The sequence below is a fragment of the Thermoanaerobaculum aquaticum genome (genome assembly GCF_000687145.1).
Taxonomy (GTDB): Bacteria; Acidobacteriota; Thermoanaerobaculia; order Thermoanaerobaculales; family Thermoanaerobaculaceae; genus Thermoanaerobaculum; species Thermoanaerobaculum aquaticum.
Genome location: NZ_JMFG01000017.1, coordinates 1 through 21,146, shown reverse-complemented (window position 1 = coordinate 21,146; position 21,146 = coordinate 1). Strand labels below are relative to the sequence as shown.

The following is a 21,146-nucleotide window of genomic DNA, read 5'->3' as shown; positions in this document are numbered from 1 at the left end:
TTGTCAACCCGCGGGACCCCGGACTTATCGCGTCAGTGGTCAGCAGTTGCGAAGAAAGTACACTTAAAGCTCCCACGATCTTAAAGCTGCCGCTTCCGCCAACCTGTTGGTGCGGTTGGAGCCAGGGCGCGCTTATGGCGCCGGGGAAGCGGTGCCGGCGCTGGGTCTTTTTTAGATTGCGTCTTACTTCACGAGCAGCTTGCCTTTTGCTGATAAAAGCCCCATAGTGTGATTGTCTCCGACCCGGGCCGCCTAAAGGCTTGCGCCCAAGGCGGACGGGCGGTGGGCACCGGCCAAGGGGCCGGTGGACCCCAAGGGCCGTCCTGGAAACGGGGCGACCTCCCGGCTTTGGAAAGGAGGCAACGTGACCGCTCAACCCCCACCTTCCTTAAAGCCCCAAACGTTAAGGCTTTCTCTCACCGACCGTTGCAACCTGCGGTGCCGCTACTGCATGCCGGCCAAAGGGGTGGCTTTTATCCCCCACAGCCAGCTCCCGAGCTTGGAAGAGCTCGCTCAGGCCGTGGCCTTTCTGGTGCAGCACCTGCGGGTGAACCGGGTGAAGCTCACCGGCGGTGAGCCTTTGGTGCGCAAGGGCGTGGTGGGGCTGGTGGCGATGCTAGCGGGCCTTTCCGGCATCGAGGAAGTTTCCATGACCACCAACGGCACCCGCTTGTCGGCCCTGGCAGCCGAGCTCAAAGCCGCAGGGCTTGCCCGCGTGAACGTTTCCCTTGACACCTTAAACCCCGAGCGCTTCCGGGAGCTCACCCGCGGTGGAGATGTCACCGAGGTGCTGGCGGGCATTGCTGCTGCTCAGCGGGAAGGGCTTTCGCCGGTGAAGCTCAACGCCGTGCTGCGGGCCTCAACCTTTCGGGAGGACGTGCCGGAACTTCTGGCTTACGCCTGCGCCCAAAAGCTTGAGCTGCGCTTCATCGAGCTCATGCGCACCGGCACGGAGGCCGCCTGGGCAGAGCGGGAGTACGTGAGCGCCCAAAAGGTGCAGGCGTTTCTTGCTCAACAGGGGGAGCTTATCCCGCTGGTGGGGCAAGCGAACGGCCCGGCCCGCCGCACGCTGTTCCGCTTTTCCGGTGGCGAGGTGCTGTTGGGCTGGATTACCCCGGTTTCCCACAGCTTCTGCGATGCCTGTAACCGGTTGCGTTTGGATGCCCAGGGGAGGCTACGGCGCTGCCTGATGGACCCCTACACCGTGCCCCTGGTGGCGCTCCTGCGCCAGGGGGAGAAAAAGGCCCTGGCGGAGCTTTGGCCGTACCTGGCGGACAAAAAGCCGCCGGCGGCCATGCAATCCCAGCTCCCCATGAGCGCCGTGGGAGGCTAGCATGAGCGAGCTTACTCATTTGGATGAGCAGGGCCGCACGCGGATGGTGGACGTGGGGGAAAAGGCCCCAACCCACCGGCGGGCGGTGGCCGCCGCCACCCTGGTGGTGGGGGAGGCCATTGCCCGGGCCGTTCGGGAAGGCAAAACACCCAAGGGCAACGTGTTCGAAGCGGCTCGCCTGGCCGGCATTGCCGCCGCCAAGCGCACCTGGGAGCTCATCCCCCTCTGTCACCAGCTCCCCCTGGACTGGGTGCAGGTGGACTTCGCGCTGGAAGCCGACCGCATCCACATTCGCGCGGAAGCCAAGGCTTTTGCCAAGACCGGTGTGGAAATGGAGGCGCTCACCGCGGCGACCGTGGCCGGTTTGACGCTTTACGACATGCTCAAGGCGCTGGGCAAAGGCATGGTTTTGGAAAACCTGGGGCTCTTGGAAAAGGAAGGCGGCAAGTCCGGCCTTTGGCGACGGGAGGAAAGCCATGCAGGGTGAAGTGGCGTTCGTTTGCATTTCGGAAAAGAAGGGCACCCCGAAGCACGCCATCCCCTCCGGGGAGCTGGTGGCCGGCTTTGGCTTGGCCGGCGATGCCCACGGCGGTGACTGGCACCGCCAGGTGAGCTTGCTCGATGAGGCGGACATTGACTTCATGCGCAGTAAGGGCTTAAACCTCAAACCCGGGGCTTTTGGGGAAAACCTGGTGGTGCGGGGCTTGTCCCTGGATTCGCTGGGCATTGGCACCCGCCTGGCCGTTGGCGAAGCCCGCCTGGAAATCACCCAGGTCGGGAAGGAGTGCCACACCCGCTGTGCCATTTACTACAAGACCGGCGACTGCATCATGCCCCGGGCCGGGCTTTTTGCCCGGGTGGTGCGGGGAGGCCCGGTGGCCCCGGGGCAAAGCATCCAGGTGGAACGGCTGGTCCCGCGGGAGGCCACGGTGGCTGCGGTCGTCACCGTTTCCGATTCCGCCAGCCGCGGGGAAGCAGCGGACACCGCCGGTCCAGCAGTACAGGCGCTGCTGGCCGAAAAGCTTGGGGCCTTCGTGGCCGAAGCTGCGGTGGTCCCCGATGAGCTGGCGGTGATCCAAAAAACCCTCCGGGACCTGGCCAGCCGGGGTTTGGACCTCATCCTCACCGTGGGCGGCACCGGCCTGGGGCCTCGCGATGTGACCCCCGAAGCCACCCGGGGGGTCATCCAGCGGGAGGTGCCGGGTCTTGCGGAAGCCATGCGCGCCGCTTCCGCCCAAAGGACGCCCAGGGCGTGGCTGCAGCGGGGGGTTGCCGGGGTTGTGGGGCGCACGCTCATCGTCAACCTCCCCGGGTCCCGGCGGGCGGCCTGCGAAAACCTGGAGGTCATCCTGCCCCTCTTGCCCCACGCCGTTGCTTTACTGCGGGGGCACACCGCCCACCCGGAGACCGACCGGGAAAGGCAGGAGGCCCTGGCCTGATGCTTTTCGCGCTCGTTTTGAGCCTCGCGGCCCCTCCCCCGGAGCTTTTGGTCTTTGCCGGCGCCGCCAGCAAGCCGGTTCTGGACGAAGCCGCCGTGGCTATCCAGCAGGATTTGGGGATCAGGCTGACCTTTTCCTACGGGGGCTCGGGAACCGTGCTTTCGCAAATGGAGCTGGCCCAAAAGGGCGACATCTACATCCCCGGCAGCCACGACTGGCTGGAGCGGGCCATCGAACGAAAGCTGGTGGATGCCAAAACCCGGGTGGATTTTGTCTTCCTGCGCCCGGCGCTTTTGGTGCTGAAAGGCAACCCCAAAAACGTGCGGGGGCTTGCGGACCTGGCCCGGGAGGACATCCGCGCCGCGGTTGCCGATCCCCGCACCGTGTGCGTGGGGGAGTACGGGGAAAAGGTGCTGCAGCGCGCCGGGCAGTGGGAGCGGATCATGCCCAGGTTGGGTCGGGCCCATTCCTGCGAGGCGGTGGCCAACCTCCTGGGCACCAAAACCGTGGATGCGGTGCTGGGCTGGGACGTCTTCGTGCGCTGGTTCCCCGGCGAAGTGGAAGAAGTGCCCCTTCCGCCGGAGCTCACCCCGGAGCAAGCTTCGGTGGCCGGCGCCGTTTCGGTGTTCTCCAAACACCCCAGAAAAGCCCTGGAGGTGCTCCGGTGGCTGGCAGGACCCAAAGGGAAGGCCATTTGGCGCAAGTACGGCTACCGCACCGAGCCCTAGGGCAGTCCCCCTTCGGCCTTGCCGCCACCAGCTCGGCGGTGGTGCTGGCCCTTTTCGTGCTTTGGCTTTTGGCCGGCCTGGCGCGCTTGGCCCTGGTGGGACCTGGCCGAAAGCCGGCCACCGCCATCCTGGTCCCTCTGGGTTTGAGTTTGGCCTCGGCCAGCTTGGCCACGTTGTTGGCCCTGCTTTTGGGGGTGCCGGCCGCCTGGTGGCTGGCCCGCAGCCGCTGGGGCGGACGGGGCTGGGTGGGTCTGCTTTTGGACCTGCCGCTGGTGCTTTCCCCGGTGGCTTTGGGCACAGCGCTTTTGCTTTTTCTGCAGTTCCCCCCCGGCTCGCTTTTGGAAAGGCTCATCGGTGTGACCTTCCGCTTCCCCGGCGTGGTGCTGGCCCAGTTCACGGTGGTCTTGGCCCTGGTGGTGCGCACCGCCGCCGCTGCCTTTGCGCAAGCGAGCTGGGAGCTGGAAAGACACGCCATCACCTACGGGGCAGCCCGCTGGTTCGTCCTCACCCAGGTCACGCTGCCGGCCAGCAAACCCGGGCTTTTGGCTGCAGCGGTGCTGGCCTTTGGTCGGGCCTTGGGGGAGTTTGGCGCCACCGTTACCGTGGCCGGAACCATCCCCGGGCGCACCGAAACCCTGGCCACCGGGGTTTACATGGCGTTAAGCGCCGGGGAGCTGCGGTTGGCTGCCCAACTGGCTTTGGTTTTGGTGCTGGCGGCCGCTTTGGCCCTGGCTGCGGTGCGGTACTGGGAGAAACGGTGAACCCGGCGCTGGAACTTCAAGGGCTTGTGGTGCGGCGCGGGTCGTTCCAGCTAGGGCCCGTAAACCTCACCGTGGCTGCCGGCGAGTACCTGGTGGTGCTGGGTCCTTCCGGTGCCGGCAAAACCGTGCTTTTGGAAACCATGGCCGGCTGGCATCCAGCCGCAGAAGGCGCGGTTTTGTGCCAGGGGCAGCCGGTGTTGGCGGTCCCCCCCCGGCAGCGGCGCATGGCTTACCTTTCCCAGCATTTGCCCTTGCTTCCCCGCAGCTCGGTGCTGGAAAACCTCACCTTTGGCGTGCGCTGTCGGGGTGAAAGCCCTGATCGGGAGCTTCTACAGCACCTGGTGGCCATGCTGGGGCTGGAAGGCCTCCTGGAGCGGGGCGATGTGCGGACCCTATCCCGGGGTGAGCAGCAGCGGGTGGCTTTGGCGCAAGCGCTGCTCACCCGTCCCCGCATCTTGCTTTTGGATGAGCCCTCCACCGCCCTGGACCCCCACCGCAAGCCGGAGCTCTGGCAGCTCTTGCGCACCCTGCACCGGGAGTTTTCCTGTACCGTGGTGCACGTCACCCACGACCGCAACGAGGCTTTCTTCCTGGGGCAAAGGGTTGCCGTGGTGCTGGCCGGAAAGCTGCACCAGCTGGCCACCCCCCAGGAGCTTTACCACCAACCGGCCACCTTGGCCGTCGCCCAGTTCTTGAGCCCGGAAAACCTCTGGCCGGTGGCCTCCGCCACCCCGGAGGGGTCGGGGCTGCGGGTGACCCTCGCGGTGCCGGTGACCCTGGAGGTGGCCCGCCGGGGACCCGCGGCGTTTGTGGGCATCCGCCCCGAGGAGGTGGCCATCATTGACCCCCACCGCCCCCTGGGACCGCAGGTGCAGCACAACCTTTTCCCGGCCACGGTGCGGGATCTGGTGTTTTTGGATGGGCAGGCGCAGGTGAACATGACCACCCAGCAGGGGCTTTCGGTCACCGCCCGGGTGCCGCTCTGCACCGCCCTGGATCGGGGGCTGAAGGTGGGACAGGAGGTGCAGCTCTGCCTTAAGCCCCGCTCCTTGTTTCTCCTCCCCCCAAACGAGGCGAGCCCGGAGTTATGAACCCAACCAGTCGCGGAAGCGCTTGTGGGTCAAAAAGTGCTCCACCCCCCTGCGGAAATCCGGCTGCTCCCGCTGCACGGCGTTGACCTGGGCGGCCCGCGCCAGCTGCTGGTCGAGCTGGGGGTGGGAAAGCTCCAGGAGCAAGCGCTTGCAGGCCGTTACCGCCGAAGGAGCGGTTTTGGCCGCCACTTCCAGGGCCAGCTCCTGAGCTCGGGCCAGGGGGTTGGGGTTTACCTCGTCCACCAACCCCAAGCTCTGGGCTTCCGCCGCCGAAAGCGGCCGGGGGTTTAGGAAAAGCTGGGCCAGGCGGGCACTTCCCACCCGCCGGTCCAAAAACACGCTAATCAACGCCGGAACAAACCCCAGCCGCAGCTCCGAAAACTGCAGCACCGCCTCCGGGGAAGCCACCACAAAATCGCAGGCGCAGGCCAGCCCCGCTCCGCCGCCAAAGGCCGAGCCTTCCACCGCCGCCACCGTGAGGTAGGGGAAGTGCAACAGCGCGGAGTAAAGGGCGGCCAAGCGGCTGGCTTCCTTTTGACCCGCGCCCGGCTGGTCGAGGCTTTCCGAAAGCTCACCCAGGTGCGCCCCGGCGCAAAAGTGTCCACCCTCGCCGGTGAGGATCAACGCCCGAAGAGGCTCAGACCGTAAACGCGAGAGGTAGGAGGTGAGCAGATCCACGGTTTCCCGGGAAAGGGCGTTGCGCACTTCCGGCCGGGCCAACTCCACGATGGCCACGGGTCCGTGGCTGGTGAGGCGTACCGGCTCCATGCGCTCATGCTAACACCTCTCGGTTTCGTGTAGGCTTTGCAACCATGTGGCGGTGGCGCGTGACCCTGGCCTTTTGGGCCCACCTGCTCCGGGATTTGCTGGGAACCTTTTTCTCCCGTTGGCGGCGGTTTTACCGCCGGGTGGTGAAGGGCGAAGCGGAGCTGGTGGTGGGAGTGGACATCTTCCCGTTTTTCGAGCGCATGACCGGCGTGGGCTGGTACGCCTGGAACCTGCTTCTGGAGCTGCCCAAGGTGGATCCCCAGCTGCGCCTCAACCTTTACGCCCACACCTTCGCGGCACCCGATGAGCCGGCCCCTCCGCCTTTGCCCCTTTCCCCCCGCACCCGCTTTCGGTTTCACCATATTCCTGCCGGCTTTTTGCTGCCGGTCAAGCCCACCATCGCGTTCCTGCGCACGGTGGTGGAGCCGTTGTTCTTCTTTCTCGATGGCAACGATCTGTTTTTTGCGCCCAACTTCTTCCCTCCCCGCCGCCACCAGGCAGCCATCCGGCAGCTGGTGGTCACCGTGCACGATCTGGCCTTCCTGCGCTTGCCCCACACCGTGCAGCAGGAAACGCTCGACAACCTGCACTCGCGTTTGCCCGAGACCCTGGCCAAAGCCGCGGCCATCATTGCCGTTTCCCAGGCCACCGCGAAAGACCTTCAGCAGCTTCTGGGCATACGCCCGCACCGCATTCACGTCATCCACGAAGGGGTGGATCCTTTGTTCTTGCGCGAACCCGGCGAAGTACCCGCCCACATCCCGCCGCGCTATCTTCTCTTCGTTTCCACGCTGGAGCCGCGCAAAAACCTCCTGGGGCTTTTGCGGGGCTTTCAGCAAGCGGTGGAAGGGGGCTATCCGGGCCATCTGGTGCTGGTGGGCCGCTGGGGGTGGCGAACGGAAGAGGCGCAAGAGGAGCTGGCCCGCTCACCGGTGCGGGAGCGCATCCTGCATCTCGACTACCTGCCCCGGGCCGCCCTCACTGCGGTTTTGCGGCAGGCGGAAGCCCTGCTCATGCCCTCGTGGCTGGAGGGGTTTGGATTGCCGGTGGTGGAGGCCATGGCCTGCGGGGTGCCGGTGATTGCCTCGAATACGTCCTCCTTGCCGGAAGTGATGGGGGATGCGGGGCTGTTGGTGGACCCGGCCAAGCCGGAAGCCCTGGCGCAGGCCATCCTCAAGCTGGCCTCGGACCCCAGGCTTAAAATCCAACTGGGTGAAAAGGGCAAGCAAAGGGCCCAGCTCTTCCAGTGGCAGGAGGCGGCCCGGGCCACCGCCGGGGTCTTTCACCGGGTGGCAGGACAAGAAACCGGTTTTCCCGATGCGTATTGCGTTTGATGCCCGCCCGCTTTTGGGAGCCCGCACCGGGGTGGGGGTTTGGCTGGAGGGGTTGTTGCGCCATTTGGCCCAGGCCACGCCCTGGGCGCTGGAGCTGCACCTGCCAAGACCCGCTGAAGTGGGCCTGCGGGGCTTTCCCCGGGAGCTGCCGGTGCTGGCCCCGCGCTTGCCGCTCCCGGGCACCCTTTGGCTCGTCACCACAGCCGCCCGCCAGGTGCAGGGGGCCGATATTTTCGTGGGAACTCTGGGGATCTTGCCCCGGCGTCTGCAAACGCCCTCGGTTTTGGTGCTCCACGATTTGACCCCCCGCAGCCGCCCTCACCACCACCGCCTGGCCAACCGCTTTTGCTTTAACGCTTACGTGGAGGAATCCCTGGCCCAGGCCGATGTGGTGGTGTGCTCCAGCCACGCCACCGCCCACCGCCTGGCCACGCTGCTCCCGGGGTGGGCCCGGGACGTGAGGGTCATCCCTCTGGCGGTGGATGAGTTTTTCTCCCCCGGAGAGGAAGACAGGGCAGCGGTGGAGGCGAAATTCGCCCAGGGAAGGCCCTTCATCGTACAGCTGGGCACCCTGGAGCCCCGCAAGGGCGTAGACACCTTGATCCTGGCCCATGACCTGCTGCTGGCCGAAAACCCCCAGGCCCCCGATTTGGTGTTGGCGGGGGGTAGGGGCTGGGGCGGGGACTTCGTGGAGCGAGCCCTGGCCCGTCACCGGCAGCCCCAGCGGGTGCATTGCCCCGGCTACGTCACCCGCGAGGAAGCACGGGCGCTTTTGCGTGCCGCGCAACTGGTGGTGCTGGCTTCCGAGGAGGAAGGGTTCGGCTTGCCTCTGGCCGAGGCCCTGTGCTGCGGGGCGGCCTGCGTGGCCTCCAACGAGGAGGCGCTGGTGGAGGTGGCGGCTGGTGCGGCCCTCCACGTCCCTCCCCGGGACCCGCAGGCTTTGGCCCAAGCCCTCGGCACAGCCCTGCGCCCGGAGGTGCAGGCGGATTTGCGTCAAAGGGCAGCGGTACGGGCTCCCGAGCTGCGCTGGGACAGGGTTTGGCCCCAGTGGGTCTTGCTGCTCTCAGAACTTGCGGGAAGCCCGGGCTAGAATGCCGCCGGATGGTGACCGTTGCCCTCGACGCCCGCAAGCTGCCCGACTTTGGCATCGGCAGCTACGTAGCTGCGCTTCTGCGCCACCTGCCCGCCATGGCGCCGGAGTGGAGCTGGGCGATTTTGGTCACGGCGGAAGGGCGGGAAATGCTGCCCGCCTTTCCGCCCAACGTGCGCGTGCTGCACGTAGAAGCCAAAGGCTACACGGTGCGGGAGCAGCTGCTGTTGCCCTGGCGGCTTTCTACCCTTCGTCCGCGGCTTTTTCACATCCCCCACTACGTGATCCCGCTAAGCTACGTGGGAAGGATGGTGGTCACCATTCACGACATCATCCACGTGCTGTTTCCCGAGTTCCTCCCCAAGCCGGCGGGGTACGCTTACGCCACGTTTATGATTCGGGCGGCGGTGGCGCGGGCCCGGCGGGTCATTGCCGTTTCCCACACCACGGCTCAGGACTTGGCTACCCTTTTGGGGGCCAACGCCCACAAGGTGGAGGTCATCCCTAACGGCGTGGAGGCGGAGTTCTTTGCCGACCATGACGGAAACGAGGACGAGGCCCATCGCCGCCGGCTTGGGCTTTCAAGGCCGTACTTCCTGTTTGTGGGCAACCACAAGCCACACAAAAACGTGGAAGCGGTGCTCAAGGCCTATCAGCTCTTCGTTAACGAAGCCGGGGACGAAGTCCCGCATCTGGCGCTGGCCGGCGGCTTCACCCCCACCGGCCCGTTGGCTCCCCGGGTGGAGGCCATGGGCCTGGCCTCCAAGGTCCGCTTCCTGGGCTTTTTACCCCGCCATGAGCTGCGGGCCGTGTACCGGGGCGCTTTGGCTTTCCTGTGCCCTTCGCTTTATGAAGGTTTCGGACTGCCGGTACTGGAGGCGGCCGCCTGCGGGCTTCCCATCATGGCTTCGGATATCCCGGCGGTGCGGGAGGTGCTGGCGGATGCGGTGCTGAAGGTGAACCCCAGGGACGTGGTGGAGCAAGCGCAAGCCATGCGCAGGCTCTGGCAGGAGCCCGAAACCCGCAAGAAGCTGGCCTCGGCGGCTCACTCCCGGGCCCAACGCTTCCGCTGGGAGCAAACCGCCCGGGAAACCCTGGGCGTGTACCGCCGGGTGCTGGGGGAAACGCCATGAAGGTTGCCTTCGTTCACGATTGGCTCACCGGCATGCGGGGCGGGGAAAAGGTGCTTTCAGAAATGGCCAGCTTTTTCCCCGACGCCCCAATTTTTACCTTGCTTTACCGCAAAGGAAGCGTTTCCGGGGAGCTTTCCCGACATCCCATCCGTGTGAGCTGGCTGCAACCCTGGACCCTGGGGGGACGGTTTTACCGCCCGCTTTTGCCGCTCATGCCGCGGGCCGTGGAAGAGCTGGACCTTTCGGGCTTCGATTTGGTGATTTCCTCCAGCCATTGCGTGGCCAAGGGGGTGATCCCGCCACCGGGTGCGGTGCACGTGTGTTACTGCCACACCCCCATGCGCTATGCCTGGGACCAGCGGGAGGCCTACCTGGCGCGGGTCCCCTGGGTCCTGCGCGGCTTGCTCAAGCGCCGCCTGGCTTACCTGCGGCTGTGGGACGTGGTTTCCGCCGCCCGGGTGGACCACTTTGTGGCCAACTCCCAGCTGGTGGCCCGGCGCATCCGCCACTACTTCCGCCGGGAAGCGGAGGTCATCCCGCCGCCGGTGGACACCGAGTTCTTCACCCCCGGTGACAGCAAAGGCAAGCACCTGCTGATGGTGGCGGCTCTGGTTCCGTATAAACGGGTAGAGGTGGGCATTGCCGTGGCCAAAGCGCTGGGGCGTGAGTTGAGGATCGTGGGCGAGGGGCACTTGCGGCGGACGCTGGAGCGCTTTTCCCCTGCAAACGTGAGGTTTTTGGGGCGGGTGAGCGACGAGCGGCTGCGGGACGAGTACCGCCAAGCGGCGCTGCTTCTGGTTCCCAACGTGGAGGACTTCGGCATGGCCACGGTGGAGGCGTTGGCCTGCGGCACGCCGGTGGTGGGGCTAGCCGCCTCCGGCACCGCCGACATCGTGATTCACGGGGAACACGGGCTCCTGGTGGAAGAACCCACCGTGGAAGCCCTCGCTTCCGCCTGCAGCCAGGCCCTATCCCGTTCCTTTTCTCCGGCTGCCTGCCGTGAGCGAGCGGAAAGCTTTTCCCGCGCTCGCTTCCGCCGCCGGTTCCGCTACCTATTGGAGCGCGTGGGCGTCAGCTTATGATTTACCAGAAACTCCGCATCCAACGCACGCTGGTCATGGCCCTGGATTTGGCCCTCACCTACGCCGCGCTGATCCTCGCCTACCACCTGCGTTTTACCTGGCCCATCATGCCGGTGACCAAAGGCGTTCCGCCTTTTGAACCGTACCTCGCGCTCATTCCCATCATCACCCTCATTTGGCCAGTGGTCTTTTACTTCCGCGGGCTTTTAACAGGCCGCCCGCGGCGCTCCCGTATTGATGAGATCCTGGGCGTTTTCACCGCCGTGGTGCTGGCCATGGTGGTGCTCAACGCCGGCCTGGCCTTCTATCGAGAGTTCACCTACTCCCGTTTGGCCCTGGCCATCTTTGCCGGGCTCGATGTGGTCTTCGTGGCCCTGGGGCGGCTTTTCTTTTGGTACGCCATGGGCAAAGTTTGGGCTGCGCCCCACCGGCGCCAGCGGGCGGTGGTCATCGGCACCGGGGAGCTGGCCAAAGCCGTGGCGGAAAAGCTTGCCCAGCACCGGGAGCTGGGCCTGGACGTGGTGGGGTTTGTGGACGAAAACGGCGGCGCCAGCGGCAAGGTGGGGCAGTGGCCGGTGCTTGGCGGCATTGGCGAGCTGGAAGGTATCGTCAAAACCCACGGAATAGAGCTTTTGTACATTGCCCTGCCCATGCGCAGCCAGCACAAGGTGGTGAAGATCCTGCGGATTGCCGAGCCTTTGCTTTTGGACGTGCGGGTGGTGCCGGACCTTTTGCAGTACTACGCCTTACGGGCTGGAGTGGAGGATTTGGACGGCATACCCGTGATCAACCTCACCGCCATCCCCCTGGCCGGTTGGAACTCCTTCGTCAAGCGGTTCGTGGACCTCACCTTTTCGTTTCTAGGGCTGGTGCTGTTGTCCCCGCTTTTAGCTTTGATTGCTCTTGCCGTGTACCTGCAGGATCGCGGCCCTGTCTTTTACCGCCAGCTGCGCATGGGCCTGGACGGCCGGCCCTTCTGGATCTTGAAGTTCCGCACCATGGTGGTGGATGCGGAAAAGCACACGGGGCCCCGCTTTGCCCAACCCAACGACCCGCGGGTCACTCCGCTGGGGGCCTTCCTCCGCCGCTACTCTCTGGACGAGCTGCCTCAGCTTTGGAACGTGCTCAAAGGCGAAATGTCGCTGGTGGGGCCGCGGCCCGAGCGACCGGAGTTTGTGGCCCGCTTCCGCGCCCGCTACCCCGAGTACATGGCCCGCCATCGCGTGAAGGCGGGCATTACCGGCTGGGCGCAGGTGCACGACCTGCGGGGCCAATCCTCCCTGCGCAAGCGCATCGCTTACGACCTTTACTACATTGACAACTGGTCGCTGGCCCTTGATTTCAAAATCTTGATGCTCACACTTTTGCGCTTTTGGCGCCACCGCCATGCCTATTGAGGCTTTCGTGTATCCAAGTTAACCCGGTAAAAAAGCAGCCTGATCGAAACAGAGCTGCACGGCAAAGGCAAAGCAGACTCCTCGCTTCGCTCGGAATGAAACGTTCCTAGCCTGCCGTCCTTTTGAGGCAAAAAAGCGCGCTTATTGCTTTTGGGTTTGCCCAGCTGAAAACCGCAAGAACCCACCCACCAGCCCTGTGGCTATGGCTGCCAGGAGAAAGCCCACGGCGAGCACACGACGCTCAGGAAAGAGCTGGGAAATGGCGAGACTTACAAGGCAAAACGCCACAACCAGCACAGTGACTACCCATGAACGCCGGTGGGAACGCCGACGGAAGAAAATGAATCCCGCCAGGGCCAAGAGCACCATCAGGGCCAATTCAGGGGTTCCAATGCTCATGGGCACCTCCTCCCTTGAAATCCCAGACCCAAGGGCCTGAGGAAAAGTACACGCGCGCCATGTTCACGGTTCCACGGGCAGTTGCAGCCACCTCGCCCAGTATAAAAACGCCATCGCGAGGCTGAAAAAAATTGCAAGTTTCATGATGGCCTCGCCGAGGTTTTTCTGAGCATCAGAAAAGCCACGGCCAACGCCCCAAACAGCAGGAACCAAAGCCCAGTAAGCTCCAGCAACTGCTCCAAGCTCACAGCCTTACCCCACAGCATCCGACCCAGCCCGTAGCCGCCGGCAAAAAGCGGCGCTACCAGCACCAGCACGAGAAGTTTCCGAGGAAGCAAGGGATCCCGAGCTGCTTGCACCACCAGGATGGCCATCGCCAACCCCAAGGCCACAGCCAGACAGGCCCATGCCCAAAAGCCAACACTTTCCTTCCCGGCAACACCCAAAACACCAACCGCTGCCAGAAGCGCCGAGGTCAACCCCAAGCCGCGCACTGACATGGGAGCAACCCTCCGGAATTCAGCATTGCCGCACTTCGCATCGCGGTGGCAAGAATACCAAGAAAACGCGCCGGCCAAGGACCACGCTTCGTACCAGCAATCCTCCTTCTTCCGTACGGGGCGGAGCGTTGTGCGCTTACGTTCCCGCCGTTGCCAACAACAGCCACGGAGTGGTCGCCATCAACGAATCACGCACAGCAAAACACCAGACCAATTACCACTTCTGAAGTTCGCCAAAACTTGTCGGCAAGAACTTGACAACCGCCCATAGCTGGAAACCTCAAGCCAGCTCCGGCACCGGGTGAAAAACGGAAGGACAACCTTTCGGTTTCATCCGCTTGGAGTCGAAACTTCGAGAAAACGCAACGGTCAATTGTGCCAGTGCACAATGAACCGTTTGCCTTACTGCAACTGTGCTTTTTCCCTGAGCTCAACGGTTTCACCGGCGCCTACCACAAACCACTTGCCCCGCCAAATCGGTTTGCAGGCTTCGTCGGTCACCACCGGCCGGAAACGCCCTGGCGCCAACCTCTCCCACCGCTTGGAGACCAACCCGGGGCGGGAGGCATCGCTACCAAAGGTCAAAACCTCAAAGGCATCCGTGCCCAGTATGGCGCCATCTTCCGTTTCCAGCGCGCAAAAAGCACCGCCTTTCGGCAAATTCCCGGGCCACCAGCTCACCTTGGCACCGGGTAGAGCTTGATACACCCCCAAAAAGCCGCGCTTTTCCGCCGGCACAAACAGCTTGAAATGACCCAGGCTTTTTGCCTCGGCATCCGGGCTCAGCAGAGCCACCAAAAGCGAGCCATCCACAGTGGGCATATGGCGGATGACAGCTTCGCCTTTTTCGTCCAGCACACCAACCGTAAGCCCCTCGGCGCCTTGGGGCGAAAACTGAAGCTGGGCGCTCACCGGGTTTCCTTCCTCATTGAGCACCCGAAGGCTCACCTGTTTGCCCGCCACCAGGCGCAGGACCAGTGGTTCGTCCATGACCTTTTCTTCCATGGCCCAGCCCAGATCCGAGCGATACGCCCAGACGACCAGCGGCTCTGCCGGGGCTGCGGGGCACAGGAAGCTCCCGTTTCGGTCTGTCTTGCCGCGCCAACTGAATCCTCGATTGCTGCAAGAAAGCGAGTTGCTCAGGCGAACTTCGGCGAAAGGCACGGGGTTACCGGCAGCATCCACAACCTTTCCTTCCACCGACCGGATAGCAACCGTCAGTTGAACTTCCTTTTTCCCTGAGCCCTCCGGGATATCCACCGTTCCCAGGGGAACAGCGCTTTCCCCCGCCCCTCCCCGCCGCCTCAACCCCAAAATCCACGGCCCGGAAGCCTCAAGAAGGACCGAAAACTCACAAGCATTCTGGTTTTCCCAATGGCCGGAAACGGTGTAATTCACCACTGGAGAAAACGCCCAGGGTTCGAAGTCCGCACAGCGGCCCTTTTCAAGGCCCGAAACGCTCACCGTCACCTCCCAACGCGTGGGCCTCAACAGGACCTCTTGGAAACTGCCAGCCGCCACCACAAAAGGCGACGTGCTATGGGAAGGCCGGTAGGTCATCCCTTCGGGAATGCTTCCGCCGCTGCGCCGCAAAAGCCTTTCCGGCAACGTGCTCAAAAGCGCCACGTAGGTTCCCGCAGGTACCGCCTCAAAGGAGACCTCGCCGTTTTCGCCTAAGGGCTTGGAAAGCAAAGCCATAATTACACTTTGCGGATCCAATAGCCGCGAGCTGCTTTCCTGAAGCTGGCCGGAGGGAACCAAATCCACCCACCACTTCCCTTGGGCAAAGTCCTGTCCCCAGGGCTCCACCCGCACCCTCACCCGCCCCCCACCCTCCAGCGCCACATCACCCAAATCAAGCCCCTGGGAGCCCACCACCAGCGGGCCCATCACGCGAAACCCATGCTCCGCTGCTGTGGCCACGAGAACAACGTTATCGCCGGGAAGAAGCCCAAAGGAAAACCGCCCTTCCTCATCGCTTACGCCTTCGTGTTTTAAGCGCAGGTGCCTCTCGAGGAGCTTGCTTTCAAAGGGAAGCTCGTGGAGAGCGAGAAACGCGGGACCTACCGTGCCACCGGCTATGGGTTTGCCGTTGATCTTGGAAACAAGCCGCCCCTTCACCGCCACCAAAGGCAGCAATCCACACCGCACCGCTTGCTGCTTCCCCTCTTGTACGACCATCCTGAGGCTCTTGTTGCCGTACCCCTCGGCGCCACAGGCTACCGTGTATTCGCCCGGCTCAAGGCGAAGCTTCCAGGAAACCTCCCCCGGTGGCAGCTCCACTTCCGCCACCAGGGCTCTACCCTGAAGCACCGCTGCGTAACGAGTTTTTCCGGCGATGTCCGTACCTGAACTGGAGAAGGTGATCTCCACTTCCACAGCACCTGCCGCTGCAAAACCAAGGGTAAGCACCGCCGCTGACAACCACACAACCGCCCTCATAAAACCCTCCAAAACGCAAGGCCCCTCGTGCGGGAGGGGCCTATTGGTCTCAAGCGTCCAAAAATTTACGCGCACTGCCAAGCCGCATACTCGGCAGGACAAAACCAAGAACTCAGACCTCCGTCCCACATGTTAACAAACCGCGCCGCCGTACCACCATCACCCCCGCCGCTGCCGCAAAGCCCTTCAACATTGCAACGAGGAATGCACTCCCTGATTTGCCTTGTCTCTTTAATGGTGTTACCAGGGTTGGCTGGGTCGGGCTTTTCGGTCGTGATCGTTTTGACGGTGCATCGCTCTCCCGCATCGCAACTCGCGAAACCAGAAAAAGCCGGCTCACAAATTCCTCGCGCTCCAACCGTCGGGCCACCAGGCAAATACTTGTCCTGCCCGCAGGCCGAACAGACCTGCCCGGCCACTTTCTGTGGCAGTAACAAGGCCACTGCTAGGAGCCAGCCAAGTCCTAAGGAACGCAAGTTGCTCAGGCGCATTCTTCTGATTGTCAACCCTCCCTTCCCCCCGCGTCCGGGCGCGGGGTTTGGTGTCGCGGGGATGAAAGCTTTTTTTGCTTGTCAAGCTACGCTGAGACCGAGTCCCAGATGCTTATACCCAAAGCTTGGCTTGACGCGGAAAGGTCCCGCCACATTCGTGCATGAAACAACGCAAAAAAAAAGAGCTTTTGTGGCCGATGCGGCAACAACCCACCTCCCCGTGCTGCTTTTGGGGGAAACCGGGACCGGCTAAAGCCATTTGGCTCGGCTCATCCACCAACAAACCCCGCGGGCGGGAGGCCCTTTGGTGGCGGTGGATCTCGGAACCGACCGTTCTTTTCTGGTCCACTCCGAGCTTTTTGGGTGCAAGAAAGGGGCCTTTACCGGCGCCCAGGAGCATGAGGGCTTGGTGCGGGCAGCCAACGGCGGCACGTTGTTTTTGGACGAAATCGGCGACGTGCCACTGGACGTGCAAGCCTGCCTTCTGTAGCTTCTGGCAGCCGAAATCGTGCGACCCTGAGATACCTAGCGGTTTGAGTCAGTGGATCACGGGTTCATTGCAACGGCCAGAACGGACCTCAAGGAAAAAGGCGCAGAAAGAAGTTTCCGCGAAAACTTTTTTCCGGCTGCGGTGACACACGCTCCGCCTACCGCCGCTGCGCGAGCGGCGTGAAGACGTGCTCATCGTGGCACGGCAGTGGCTGGAGAAGATGACCGGCAAGCAAATCGCGCTTTCCTCTGAGACCGAAAAGTTGATGCTCCAACACCCCTGGCCCGGCAACTTCCGGGAGTTTTTCATCGCCTACAGGCAAGCCTTAGTCAATTCACAAAGGGGAGCATGGAACCGCAGCGCCTTGGCTTGCCCTCAAGGCCAGAAAGCAAGGGGTGGCTGGCTAGCCACCACGGTTTGAACAAAAAACGTCCTTAATTCTCTCAGGCCTGGGTCGTTCATTCTTTACCGCCGAGGCGAGGCCAATCGCTGAGGTAGAGCCCCGCGGCCACGCCGCAAACCACCGCGAGCAGGCCAGCAACAGCCTTTTCTAGCACCCCCACTGAGATTGAGAAAGCCAAGTCGAATGCGCCGACAAGGCTCCCCAGTCCCGGTGGTAGACCCATAAGCCAGGCCTTGGCTCCACGTTGCCTGAAGTGGGCGATACGTTCGATTGCGAGCCCGAGTGGGATCGCTAAAGCTAGGAAATGCGACCATGAAGCGATCAAAGGATCCGTCATGAACATGCGTTCCAAGTCCCTATAAACGCGGATGCGTACCAAGCAACCGCACCCCCGCAACAATAATAATAGTACGGCCCGCATAGCGGGGTCCCACACCCCGTCACCAAAGATTCCCCTGCATCAATTTGATTCAATACGGCGCCGATACAGTTCGAAAACGTAAGCGCCGAGGCATTAAACCCACCTCTCGGATGTTCCCCCTTTGAGGAGCTCGCGAAGCCGCGCGATGCTGAGCTCCCGGAACGTTTCCTCGCTAAGGCTCATTACCCCCAGAACGAATTCCTTGGCCTGGAGGCAGCCGTAAGTCAATGCAAAAGCGGAATCGTGGAAGCTCCACACCTGGGCCTTCCTGCCACCGATCCGGGTTTGGGCATCCGCGAAGACAAGCACACCCATGCAAAGGGCGACCACTCCCCGGGGGAGTTGGTGGACCGACTCGTTGCCGAAATCCTCGCCGGCAAGGCTTCTCTTCCGGAAACCCTGGAGGAATTAGAAAGTAAAGCCATTTTCGTGGCCATGGAAAAAACCGGAAGCTTGCGTGCCGCAGCCAGGGTGCTGGGCCTTTCTCATTCCACCCTTAAATGCAAGCTGGAAAAGCATTCCCCAGATGCGAAGTCAAGCGCTCGCTTTTGAAAACCGCCGGGCCCAAAACCGCCCACGGATCATGGCAAAGTTCGAGATTTACGCTTTGCGGGGAAGCTCCCCCCGGCGCAAACGGCGGTAAAGGTCCAGGCTTTCCCGGAGAATGCCCAGCGCTTCCTCCGGCCCCATGAACTCTTCTACCACCACTTCTTTGTTTTCCAGGGCCTTGTAATCCTGGAAAAACCGCTTGATTTCCCGCAACGTGTGGGCGGGAAGCTGGCCGTGATGGGTGTAGTCGGCAAAGGCCGGATCGTCCACCGCCACCGCCAGGATTTTGTCATCCAGGCCCTTTTCATCCCGCATGCGCATGGCGCCAATGGCCCGCGCTTGCACCACGGTGAGGGGATGCACCGGCTCCTGCATAAGCACCAGTGCATCTAAAGGATCACCGTCGTCGCAAAACGTGCGGGGAATAAAGCCGTAATTGGCCGGGTAATACACCGCGCTGTAAAGCACCCGATCCAGCCGCAGAAAACCCGATTCCTTGTCCAGTTCGTACTTGTTTTTGCTGCCCATGGGCACTTCAATGACCACGGGAAACGCCTTTTCAATGACATGGTCGTCCACGTACACATCATGCCAGGGGTGCATCGGGCTCCTCCTCGTTTTGGCTGCCCCCGCACTGGGGACAAGGGCACAGGCGGCGCAGGTTCTCCACGTGGTAAATGCCGTGGTCGTGGCCGTCGGCCCACACCACCTGCACGCCGTAGTTGCCCACCAACCGCACCGCAACCGGCACAAATGCTTGGGCCGACATGGGCTTGAGGGTGGGCAAGGTGGCTTTGCCGAAAAGGTGCTTTTCCCCCTTGCAGCCAGCACAGGGGCAAGCTTTGCGCAGCATGTCCCCGGGGAAGTAGGACTCGTGCCCGTCCCGCCACCGCACCACCACCTCGTGGCCCACCACCAGAGCTTGCTCCACCGAAAACTTGGGATCCTTCATCCCCATCTCCAAACGCCACCATGGTAATGTTTCCGGCGAGGCGAGGGAAGCATGGACGCGGTGATTGTCGCCAACGCCCCATTTCGGTTTTGGCCTGAAGCCGTGAGGCGGGCCCGGCAGGCCGGGTTGCTTTTGGCCGCCGATGGCGGGGCAAACCACCTGGCCAACGTAGGCTTGCGCCCGCATTTTGTGGTGGGCGATTTGGATTCGGTGTCGCCCGAGGTGCGGGCGTGGATTGGGGAAGAACGGGTGGTGCCGCGTCCCGATCAAGACCACACGGATTTGGAGAAAACCCTGCTGTTTGCCCTGGAACAAGGGGCTTCCCGCGTGCTCATCCTGGCGGCCACCGGCGGACGCCTCGACCATGCCCTGGAAAACCTGGGGCTTTTGGGCCGCTACGGGGAGCGGCTGGCCTGCGAAATCCGGGAGGAAAAAACGCGGATCGTGCCGGTGTTTTCCCAGGCGAGCTTTGCCGTTCCCGTGGGGGCCACTGTGTCCGTCATGCCGCTGGGCCACTGTGCCCGGGTGTGGCTTTCGGGCTTGGCCTGGCCTTTGGCGGGGGAGCCCTTGAGCTTAGTCTCCCGCACTTCGCTTTCTAACCGGGCGGTGGAGCCTGAAGTGCACGTGAAGGTCGAGGGAGGGGTGCTCCTGGCGTTTCTGCCCTGTTAGGATAGGGACGTGCAGTTCAAAATGGCTGGTTCCCCGCGCTGGCTTCAGGCCTTTTACCGGGCGTACTTTGCCTTCTGGATTCCCGCTTTGGCCTGGGCGGCCACCTGGTGGCCGCTTTCGCTCATGTACTGGATGGCCCGATGGCTGGTGATTGCCCCGTTTGTGCTGGTGCGGCCCAAGTACATGCGGGCGGTGAGCGGCAACCTCAGCCGGATTTTGGGCCTACCCCCTGAGCACCCCCAGGTGCGCCGTGCCGCCTGGCATATGATGTGGGAGCACGCCTACCACTGGATTGACTTTTTCCGCTACGCGCAGCTGCCCCCAGAAAAGGTGGAAGAGCACATTGCCTGCTTAGAAGGTTGGGACTTTTTTCAGCAGGCCCGTCAAAGCGGGCGCGGCACGCTCCTTCTCACGGCTCATATGGGAAACCCCGAAGTGGGGGCCATTGCCCTGGGCAAGCACGTGGAACCGGTACACGTGCTGTACTGGCGGGACCGCTTTGAAAAAGCTGAGGAGTTTCGCACCCGCATGCGCCTTTTGGGGAACGTCCGCGGCATTCCGGTGGACGCTTCGCCGCTGTCGGTGGTTCCAGCGCTTCGGGTTTTGCGCTCCGGGGGCATTTTGGCCTGCCACGGCGACCGCGATTTTAACGACCAAGGCTGGCCGGTGGTCTTTTTTGGTAAGGAAACCAAGTTCCCGCCGGGACCTTTTTTCCTGGCAGCTCGCGGCAGGGCCTTGGTGATCCCCACGTTTTTCTTGGTGGAGCCCGACCGCCGCTTTCGGGTGATTTACGAGGAGCCTTTCGAGGTGCCCGAGGACGTTTCAGAAACAGCGCTTCGCCCCTACCTGGAGCGCTGGGTGGCAATCCTCGAGCGCTACGTGCGTACCTACCCCGAGCAGTGGTACTGCTTTTACCCGTTTTGGGGTTCCCAATAAACGACCTGGCGCATGGGCCGGCGCCGGGCCAAGAAATCAACAGCCAAAATCAGGGCCTTTCCACTGGCTTTCCCCAACGGCTCTTGGAACCCCCCACTCGGAAGCAGCTTGCTGTTATTCCGAGGGCCAGAGGGCCGGGGGACCTGCTTCTGGCAAAGCCATTAATGCACGCGCGGCGCGCGTGCCACAGAGACACAATGAAAGAGGACCGTAGGGCCTGCGTCCGGCACGGGTGTTTTTTTAAGCCGGCGCAGGAGCGCCGGCCCCACAGAAAGCCAGCATGCTGCTTTGCCGGCGGTAAAGGAGCGGACTCAGGGGGCCAAAAACGAGGCCCGGCGTTTTGGCCTTATTCGAAGAAGAAGGCATGGCGGGGCCGACGAGACTCGCCACTTGGCGGGAGGGCGGTCGGGGGGCCAAGAACGAGGCTCGGCGCTCTGGCCTTATTCGAAGAAGAAGGCATGGCGGGGCCGACGAGACTCGAACTCGCGACCTCCGGCGTGACAGGCCGGCGTTCTAACCAACTGAACTACGACCCCGCCCGTGGGGTTCGCAGAACTGCCGCGGGTGGTGGGAGGTGAGGGACTCGAACCCGCGACCCCCTGCGTGTAAGGCAGGTGCTCTAACCACTGAGCTAACCTCCCGCGCAGCCTGCCCACCATGAATGTACCTGCTTCCGCAAAAGCTGTCAACCCGCCGCAGGAGCGGCGGCACCACATTCGACGCGGGGGGCCGCTCGCG

General features: G+C 63.2%; 22 protein-coding genes, 2 tRNA genes and 1 riboswitch. Of the genes, 16 read left to right on the top strand and 8 right to left on the bottom strand.

Features of this window, described 5'->3' with window-relative positions; all coding sequences use genetic code 11:
- The first annotated feature begins 224 nt into the window (after positions 1 to 224).
- Positions 225 to 375, top strand: a riboswitch (molybdenum cofactor riboswitch).
- From moaA to EG19_RS13400, 6 genes are all read left to right on the top strand, one after another.
- Entirely contained in the window at positions 365 to 1,333 is a 969-nt protein-coding gene (gene moaA, locus EG19_RS06940) for a GTP 3',8-cyclase MoaA (RefSeq protein WP_038049035.1), read from the top strand. Its footprint overlaps the riboswitch before it by 11 nt.
- Before the next feature lies 1 nt (position 1,334).
- The gene (moaC, locus tag EG19_RS06935) at positions 1,335 to 1,820 is read left to right on the top strand and encodes a cyclic pyranopterin monophosphate synthase MoaC (protein WP_038049033.1); all 486 of its coding nucleotides are present in this window, start codon (positions 1,335 to 1,337) and stop codon (positions 1,818 to 1,820) included.
- Positions 1,810 to 2,772, top strand: a complete 963-nt coding sequence (locus EG19_RS06930; protein ID WP_038049030.1) for an MOSC domain-containing protein — start codon at positions 1,810 to 1,812, stop codon at positions 2,770 to 2,772. Before moaC ends, EG19_RS06930 begins: the two co-directional genes overlap by 11 nt.
- On the top strand, positions 2,772 to 3,500 hold the full coding sequence (gene modA / locus EG19_RS06925; RefSeq protein WP_053335036.1) for a molybdate ABC transporter substrate-binding protein: 729 nt from the start codon (positions 2,772 to 2,774) through the stop codon (positions 3,498 to 3,500). Before EG19_RS06930 ends, modA begins: the two co-directional genes overlap by 1 nt.
- The gene (locus tag EG19_RS06920; protein WP_081800005.1) at positions 3,437 to 4,261 is read left to right on the top strand and encodes a molybdate ABC transporter permease subunit; all 825 of its coding nucleotides are present in this window, start codon (positions 3,437 to 3,439) and stop codon (positions 4,259 to 4,261) included. Before modA ends, EG19_RS06920 begins: the two co-directional genes overlap by 64 nt.
- Positions 4,258 to 5,352 (top strand): ABC transporter ATP-binding protein, encoded by a 1,095-nt coding sequence (locus EG19_RS13400; RefSeq protein ID WP_053335035.1) that lies wholly within the window; start codon positions 4,258 to 4,260, stop codon positions 5,350 to 5,352. Before EG19_RS06920 ends, EG19_RS13400 begins: the two co-directional genes overlap by 4 nt.
- Here the strand turns inward: EG19_RS13400 and EG19_RS06910 are convergent.
- Complete coding sequence (locus tag EG19_RS06910; protein ID WP_038049026.1) at positions 5,347 to 6,120, bottom strand: enoyl-CoA hydratase/isomerase family protein; 774 nt, start codon at positions 6,118 to 6,120, stop codon at positions 5,347 to 5,349. The genes EG19_RS13400 and EG19_RS06910 overlap by 6 nt on opposite strands.
- Before the next feature lie 44 nt (positions 6,121 to 6,164).
- Here EG19_RS06910 and EG19_RS06905 point away from each other — a divergent pair, with 44 nt between their 5' ends.
- From EG19_RS06905 to EG19_RS06885, 5 genes are read left to right on the top strand one after another with little or no spacing between them, the layout of a single operon-like run.
- Positions 6,165 to 7,454: a glycosyltransferase family 4 protein gene (locus EG19_RS06905; protein WP_081800003.1), complete on the top strand. Its 1,290-nt coding sequence runs from the start codon at positions 6,165 to 6,167 to the stop codon at positions 7,452 to 7,454.
- Positions 7,438 to 8,544 carry a glycosyltransferase family 4 protein gene (locus tag EG19_RS12610; RefSeq protein ID WP_053335033.1) on the top strand — a complete coding sequence of 369 codons (1,107 nt, stop codon included), beginning with the start codon at positions 7,438 to 7,440 and terminating at the stop codon, positions 8,542 to 8,544. The genes EG19_RS06905 and EG19_RS12610 overlap by 17 nt, the downstream gene beginning before the upstream one ends.
- An 11-nt stretch (positions 8,545 to 8,555) precedes the next feature.
- Positions 8,556 to 9,677, top strand: a complete 1,122-nt coding sequence (locus EG19_RS06895; RefSeq protein ID WP_053335032.1) for a glycosyltransferase family 4 protein — start codon at positions 8,556 to 8,558, stop codon at positions 9,675 to 9,677.
- The gene (locus EG19_RS06890) at positions 9,674 to 10,759 is read left to right on the top strand and encodes a glycosyltransferase (RefSeq protein ID WP_038049024.1); all 1,086 of its coding nucleotides are present in this window, start codon (positions 9,674 to 9,676) and stop codon (positions 10,757 to 10,759) included. Before EG19_RS06895 ends, EG19_RS06890 begins: the two co-directional genes overlap by 4 nt.
- A complete protein-coding gene (locus EG19_RS06885; protein WP_038049021.1) occupies positions 10,756 to 12,156 on the top strand; it encodes an undecaprenyl-phosphate glucose phosphotransferase in 1,401 nt (466 codons plus the stop codon). Before EG19_RS06890 ends, EG19_RS06885 begins: the two co-directional genes overlap by 4 nt.
- 141 nt (positions 12,157 to 12,297) lie before the next feature.
- On the opposite strand, the gene EG19_RS06880 is transcribed toward EG19_RS06885, so the two are convergent.
- From EG19_RS06880 to EG19_RS06870, 3 genes are all read right to left on the bottom strand, one after another.
- On the bottom strand, positions 12,298 to 12,555 hold the full coding sequence (locus tag EG19_RS06880; protein ID WP_038049019.1) for a hypothetical protein: 258 nt from the start codon (positions 12,553 to 12,555) through the stop codon (positions 12,298 to 12,300).
- Between the two features lie 140 nt (positions 12,556 to 12,695).
- Positions 12,696 to 13,055 carry a hypothetical protein gene (locus EG19_RS06875; RefSeq protein WP_038049017.1) on the bottom strand — a complete coding sequence of 120 codons (360 nt, stop codon included), beginning with the start codon at positions 13,053 to 13,055 and terminating at the stop codon, positions 12,696 to 12,698.
- Between the two features lie 402 nt (positions 13,056 to 13,457).
- Entirely contained in the window at positions 13,458 to 15,497 is a 2,040-nt protein-coding gene (locus EG19_RS06870) for a carboxypeptidase-like regulatory domain-containing protein (RefSeq protein ID WP_038049015.1), read from the bottom strand.
- 750 nt (positions 15,498 to 16,247) lie between these two features.
- On the opposite strand from EG19_RS06870, the gene EG19_RS12605 reads away from it, so the two are divergent.
- The 3 genes from EG19_RS12605 to EG19_RS06855 all read left to right on the top strand — a co-directional run bounded on the left by EG19_RS12605 (position 16,248) and on the right by EG19_RS06855 (position 17,854).
- Positions 16,248 to 16,478, top strand: coding sequence for a sigma 54-interacting transcriptional regulator (locus EG19_RS12605; protein ID WP_053335031.1), 231 nt, complete (start codon positions 16,248 to 16,250; stop codon positions 16,476 to 16,478).
- A gap of 166 nt (positions 16,479 to 16,644) precedes the next feature.
- Entirely contained in the window at positions 16,645 to 16,899 is a 255-nt protein-coding gene (locus EG19_RS14540) for an AAA-type ATPase lid domain-containing protein (RefSeq protein ID WP_456119745.1), read from the top strand.
- 646 nt (positions 16,900 to 17,545) lie between these two features.
- Positions 17,546 to 17,854 (top strand): helix-turn-helix domain-containing protein, encoded by a 309-nt coding sequence (locus EG19_RS06855; RefSeq protein ID WP_038049010.1) that lies wholly within the window; start codon positions 17,546 to 17,548, stop codon positions 17,852 to 17,854.
- A gap of 48 nt (positions 17,855 to 17,902) precedes the next feature.
- Here EG19_RS06855 and EG19_RS06850 read toward each other — a convergent pair whose 3' ends face one another.
- Entirely contained in the window at positions 17,903 to 18,454 is a 552-nt protein-coding gene (locus tag EG19_RS06850; RefSeq protein WP_038049008.1) for an inorganic diphosphatase, read from the bottom strand.
- Positions 18,438 to 18,803: a gamma-butyrobetaine hydroxylase-like domain-containing protein gene (locus EG19_RS06845; RefSeq protein ID WP_053335029.1), complete on the bottom strand. Its 366-nt coding sequence runs from the start codon at positions 18,801 to 18,803 to the stop codon at positions 18,438 to 18,440. The genes EG19_RS06850 and EG19_RS06845 overlap by 17 nt, the downstream gene beginning before the upstream one ends.
- 51 nt (positions 18,804 to 18,854) lie before the next feature.
- Between EG19_RS06845 and EG19_RS06840 the strand changes: the two genes are divergently transcribed.
- Complete coding sequence (locus tag EG19_RS06840; RefSeq protein WP_038049006.1) at positions 18,855 to 19,472, top strand: thiamine diphosphokinase; 618 nt, start codon at positions 18,855 to 18,857, stop codon at positions 19,470 to 19,472.
- A 9-nt stretch (positions 19,473 to 19,481) separates the two neighbouring features.
- Complete coding sequence (locus EG19_RS06835; protein WP_038049004.1) at positions 19,482 to 20,408, top strand: lysophospholipid acyltransferase family protein; 927 nt, start codon at positions 19,482 to 19,484, stop codon at positions 20,406 to 20,408.
- A gap of 459 nt (positions 20,409 to 20,867) precedes the next feature.
- On the opposite strand, the gene EG19_RS06830 is transcribed toward EG19_RS06835, so the two are convergent.
- Positions 20,868 to 20,944, bottom strand: a tRNA-Asp gene (locus tag EG19_RS06830).
- A gap of 29 nt (positions 20,945 to 20,973) precedes the next feature.
- A tRNA-Val gene (locus EG19_RS06825) sits at positions 20,974 to 21,049 on the bottom strand.
- Between the last annotated feature and the right edge of the window lie 97 nt (positions 21,050 to 21,146).

Bases quoted from the DNA above. Each gene is read 5' to 3' on its own strand.
- moaC (WP_038049033.1), top strand. From the start codon at position 1,335: ATGAGCGAGCTTACTCATTTGGATGAGCAGGGCCGCACGCGGATGGTG.
- EG19_RS06930 (WP_038049030.1), top strand. From the start codon at position 1,810: ATGCAGGGTGAAGTGGCGTTCGTTTGCATTTCGGAAAAGAAGGGCACC.
- modA (WP_053335036.1), top strand. From the start codon at position 2,772: ATGCTTTTCGCGCTCGTTTTGAGCCTCGCGGCCCCTCCCCCGGAGCTT.
- EG19_RS06910 (WP_038049026.1), bottom strand. From the start codon at position 6,120: ATGGAGCCGGTACGCCTCACCAGCCACGGACCCGTGGCCATCGTGGAG.
- EG19_RS06905 (WP_081800003.1), top strand. From the start codon at position 6,165: ATGTGGCGGTGGCGCGTGACCCTGGCCTTTTGGGCCCACCTGCTCCGG.
- EG19_RS12610 (WP_053335033.1), top strand. From the start codon at position 7,438: ATGCGTATTGCGTTTGATGCCCGCCCGCTTTTGGGAGCCCGCACCGGG.
- EG19_RS06895 (WP_053335032.1), top strand. From the start codon at position 8,556: ATGGTGACCGTTGCCCTCGACGCCCGCAAGCTGCCCGACTTTGGCATC.
- EG19_RS06890 (WP_038049024.1), top strand. From the start codon at position 9,674: ATGAAGGTTGCCTTCGTTCACGATTGGCTCACCGGCATGCGGGGCGGG.
- EG19_RS06885 (WP_038049021.1), top strand. From the start codon at position 10,756: ATGATTTACCAGAAACTCCGCATCCAACGCACGCTGGTCATGGCCCTG.
- EG19_RS06880 (WP_038049019.1), bottom strand. From the start codon at position 12,555: ATGAGCATTGGAACCCCTGAATTGGCCCTGATGGTGCTCTTGGCCCTG.
- EG19_RS06875 (WP_038049017.1), bottom strand. From the start codon at position 13,055: ATGTCAGTGCGCGGCTTGGGGTTGACCTCGGCGCTTCTGGCAGCGGTT.
- EG19_RS06870 (WP_038049015.1), bottom strand. From the start codon at position 15,497: ATGAGGGCGGTTGTGTGGTTGTCAGCGGCGGTGCTTACCCTTGGTTTT.
- EG19_RS06850 (WP_038049008.1), bottom strand. From the start codon at position 18,454: ATGCACCCCTGGCATGATGTGTACGTGGACGACCATGTCATTGAAAAG.
- EG19_RS06845 (WP_053335029.1), bottom strand. From the start codon at position 18,803: ATGAAGGATCCCAAGTTTTCGGTGGAGCAAGCTCTGGTGGTGGGCCAC.
- EG19_RS06840 (WP_038049006.1), top strand. From the start codon at position 18,855: ATGGACGCGGTGATTGTCGCCAACGCCCCATTTCGGTTTTGGCCTGAA.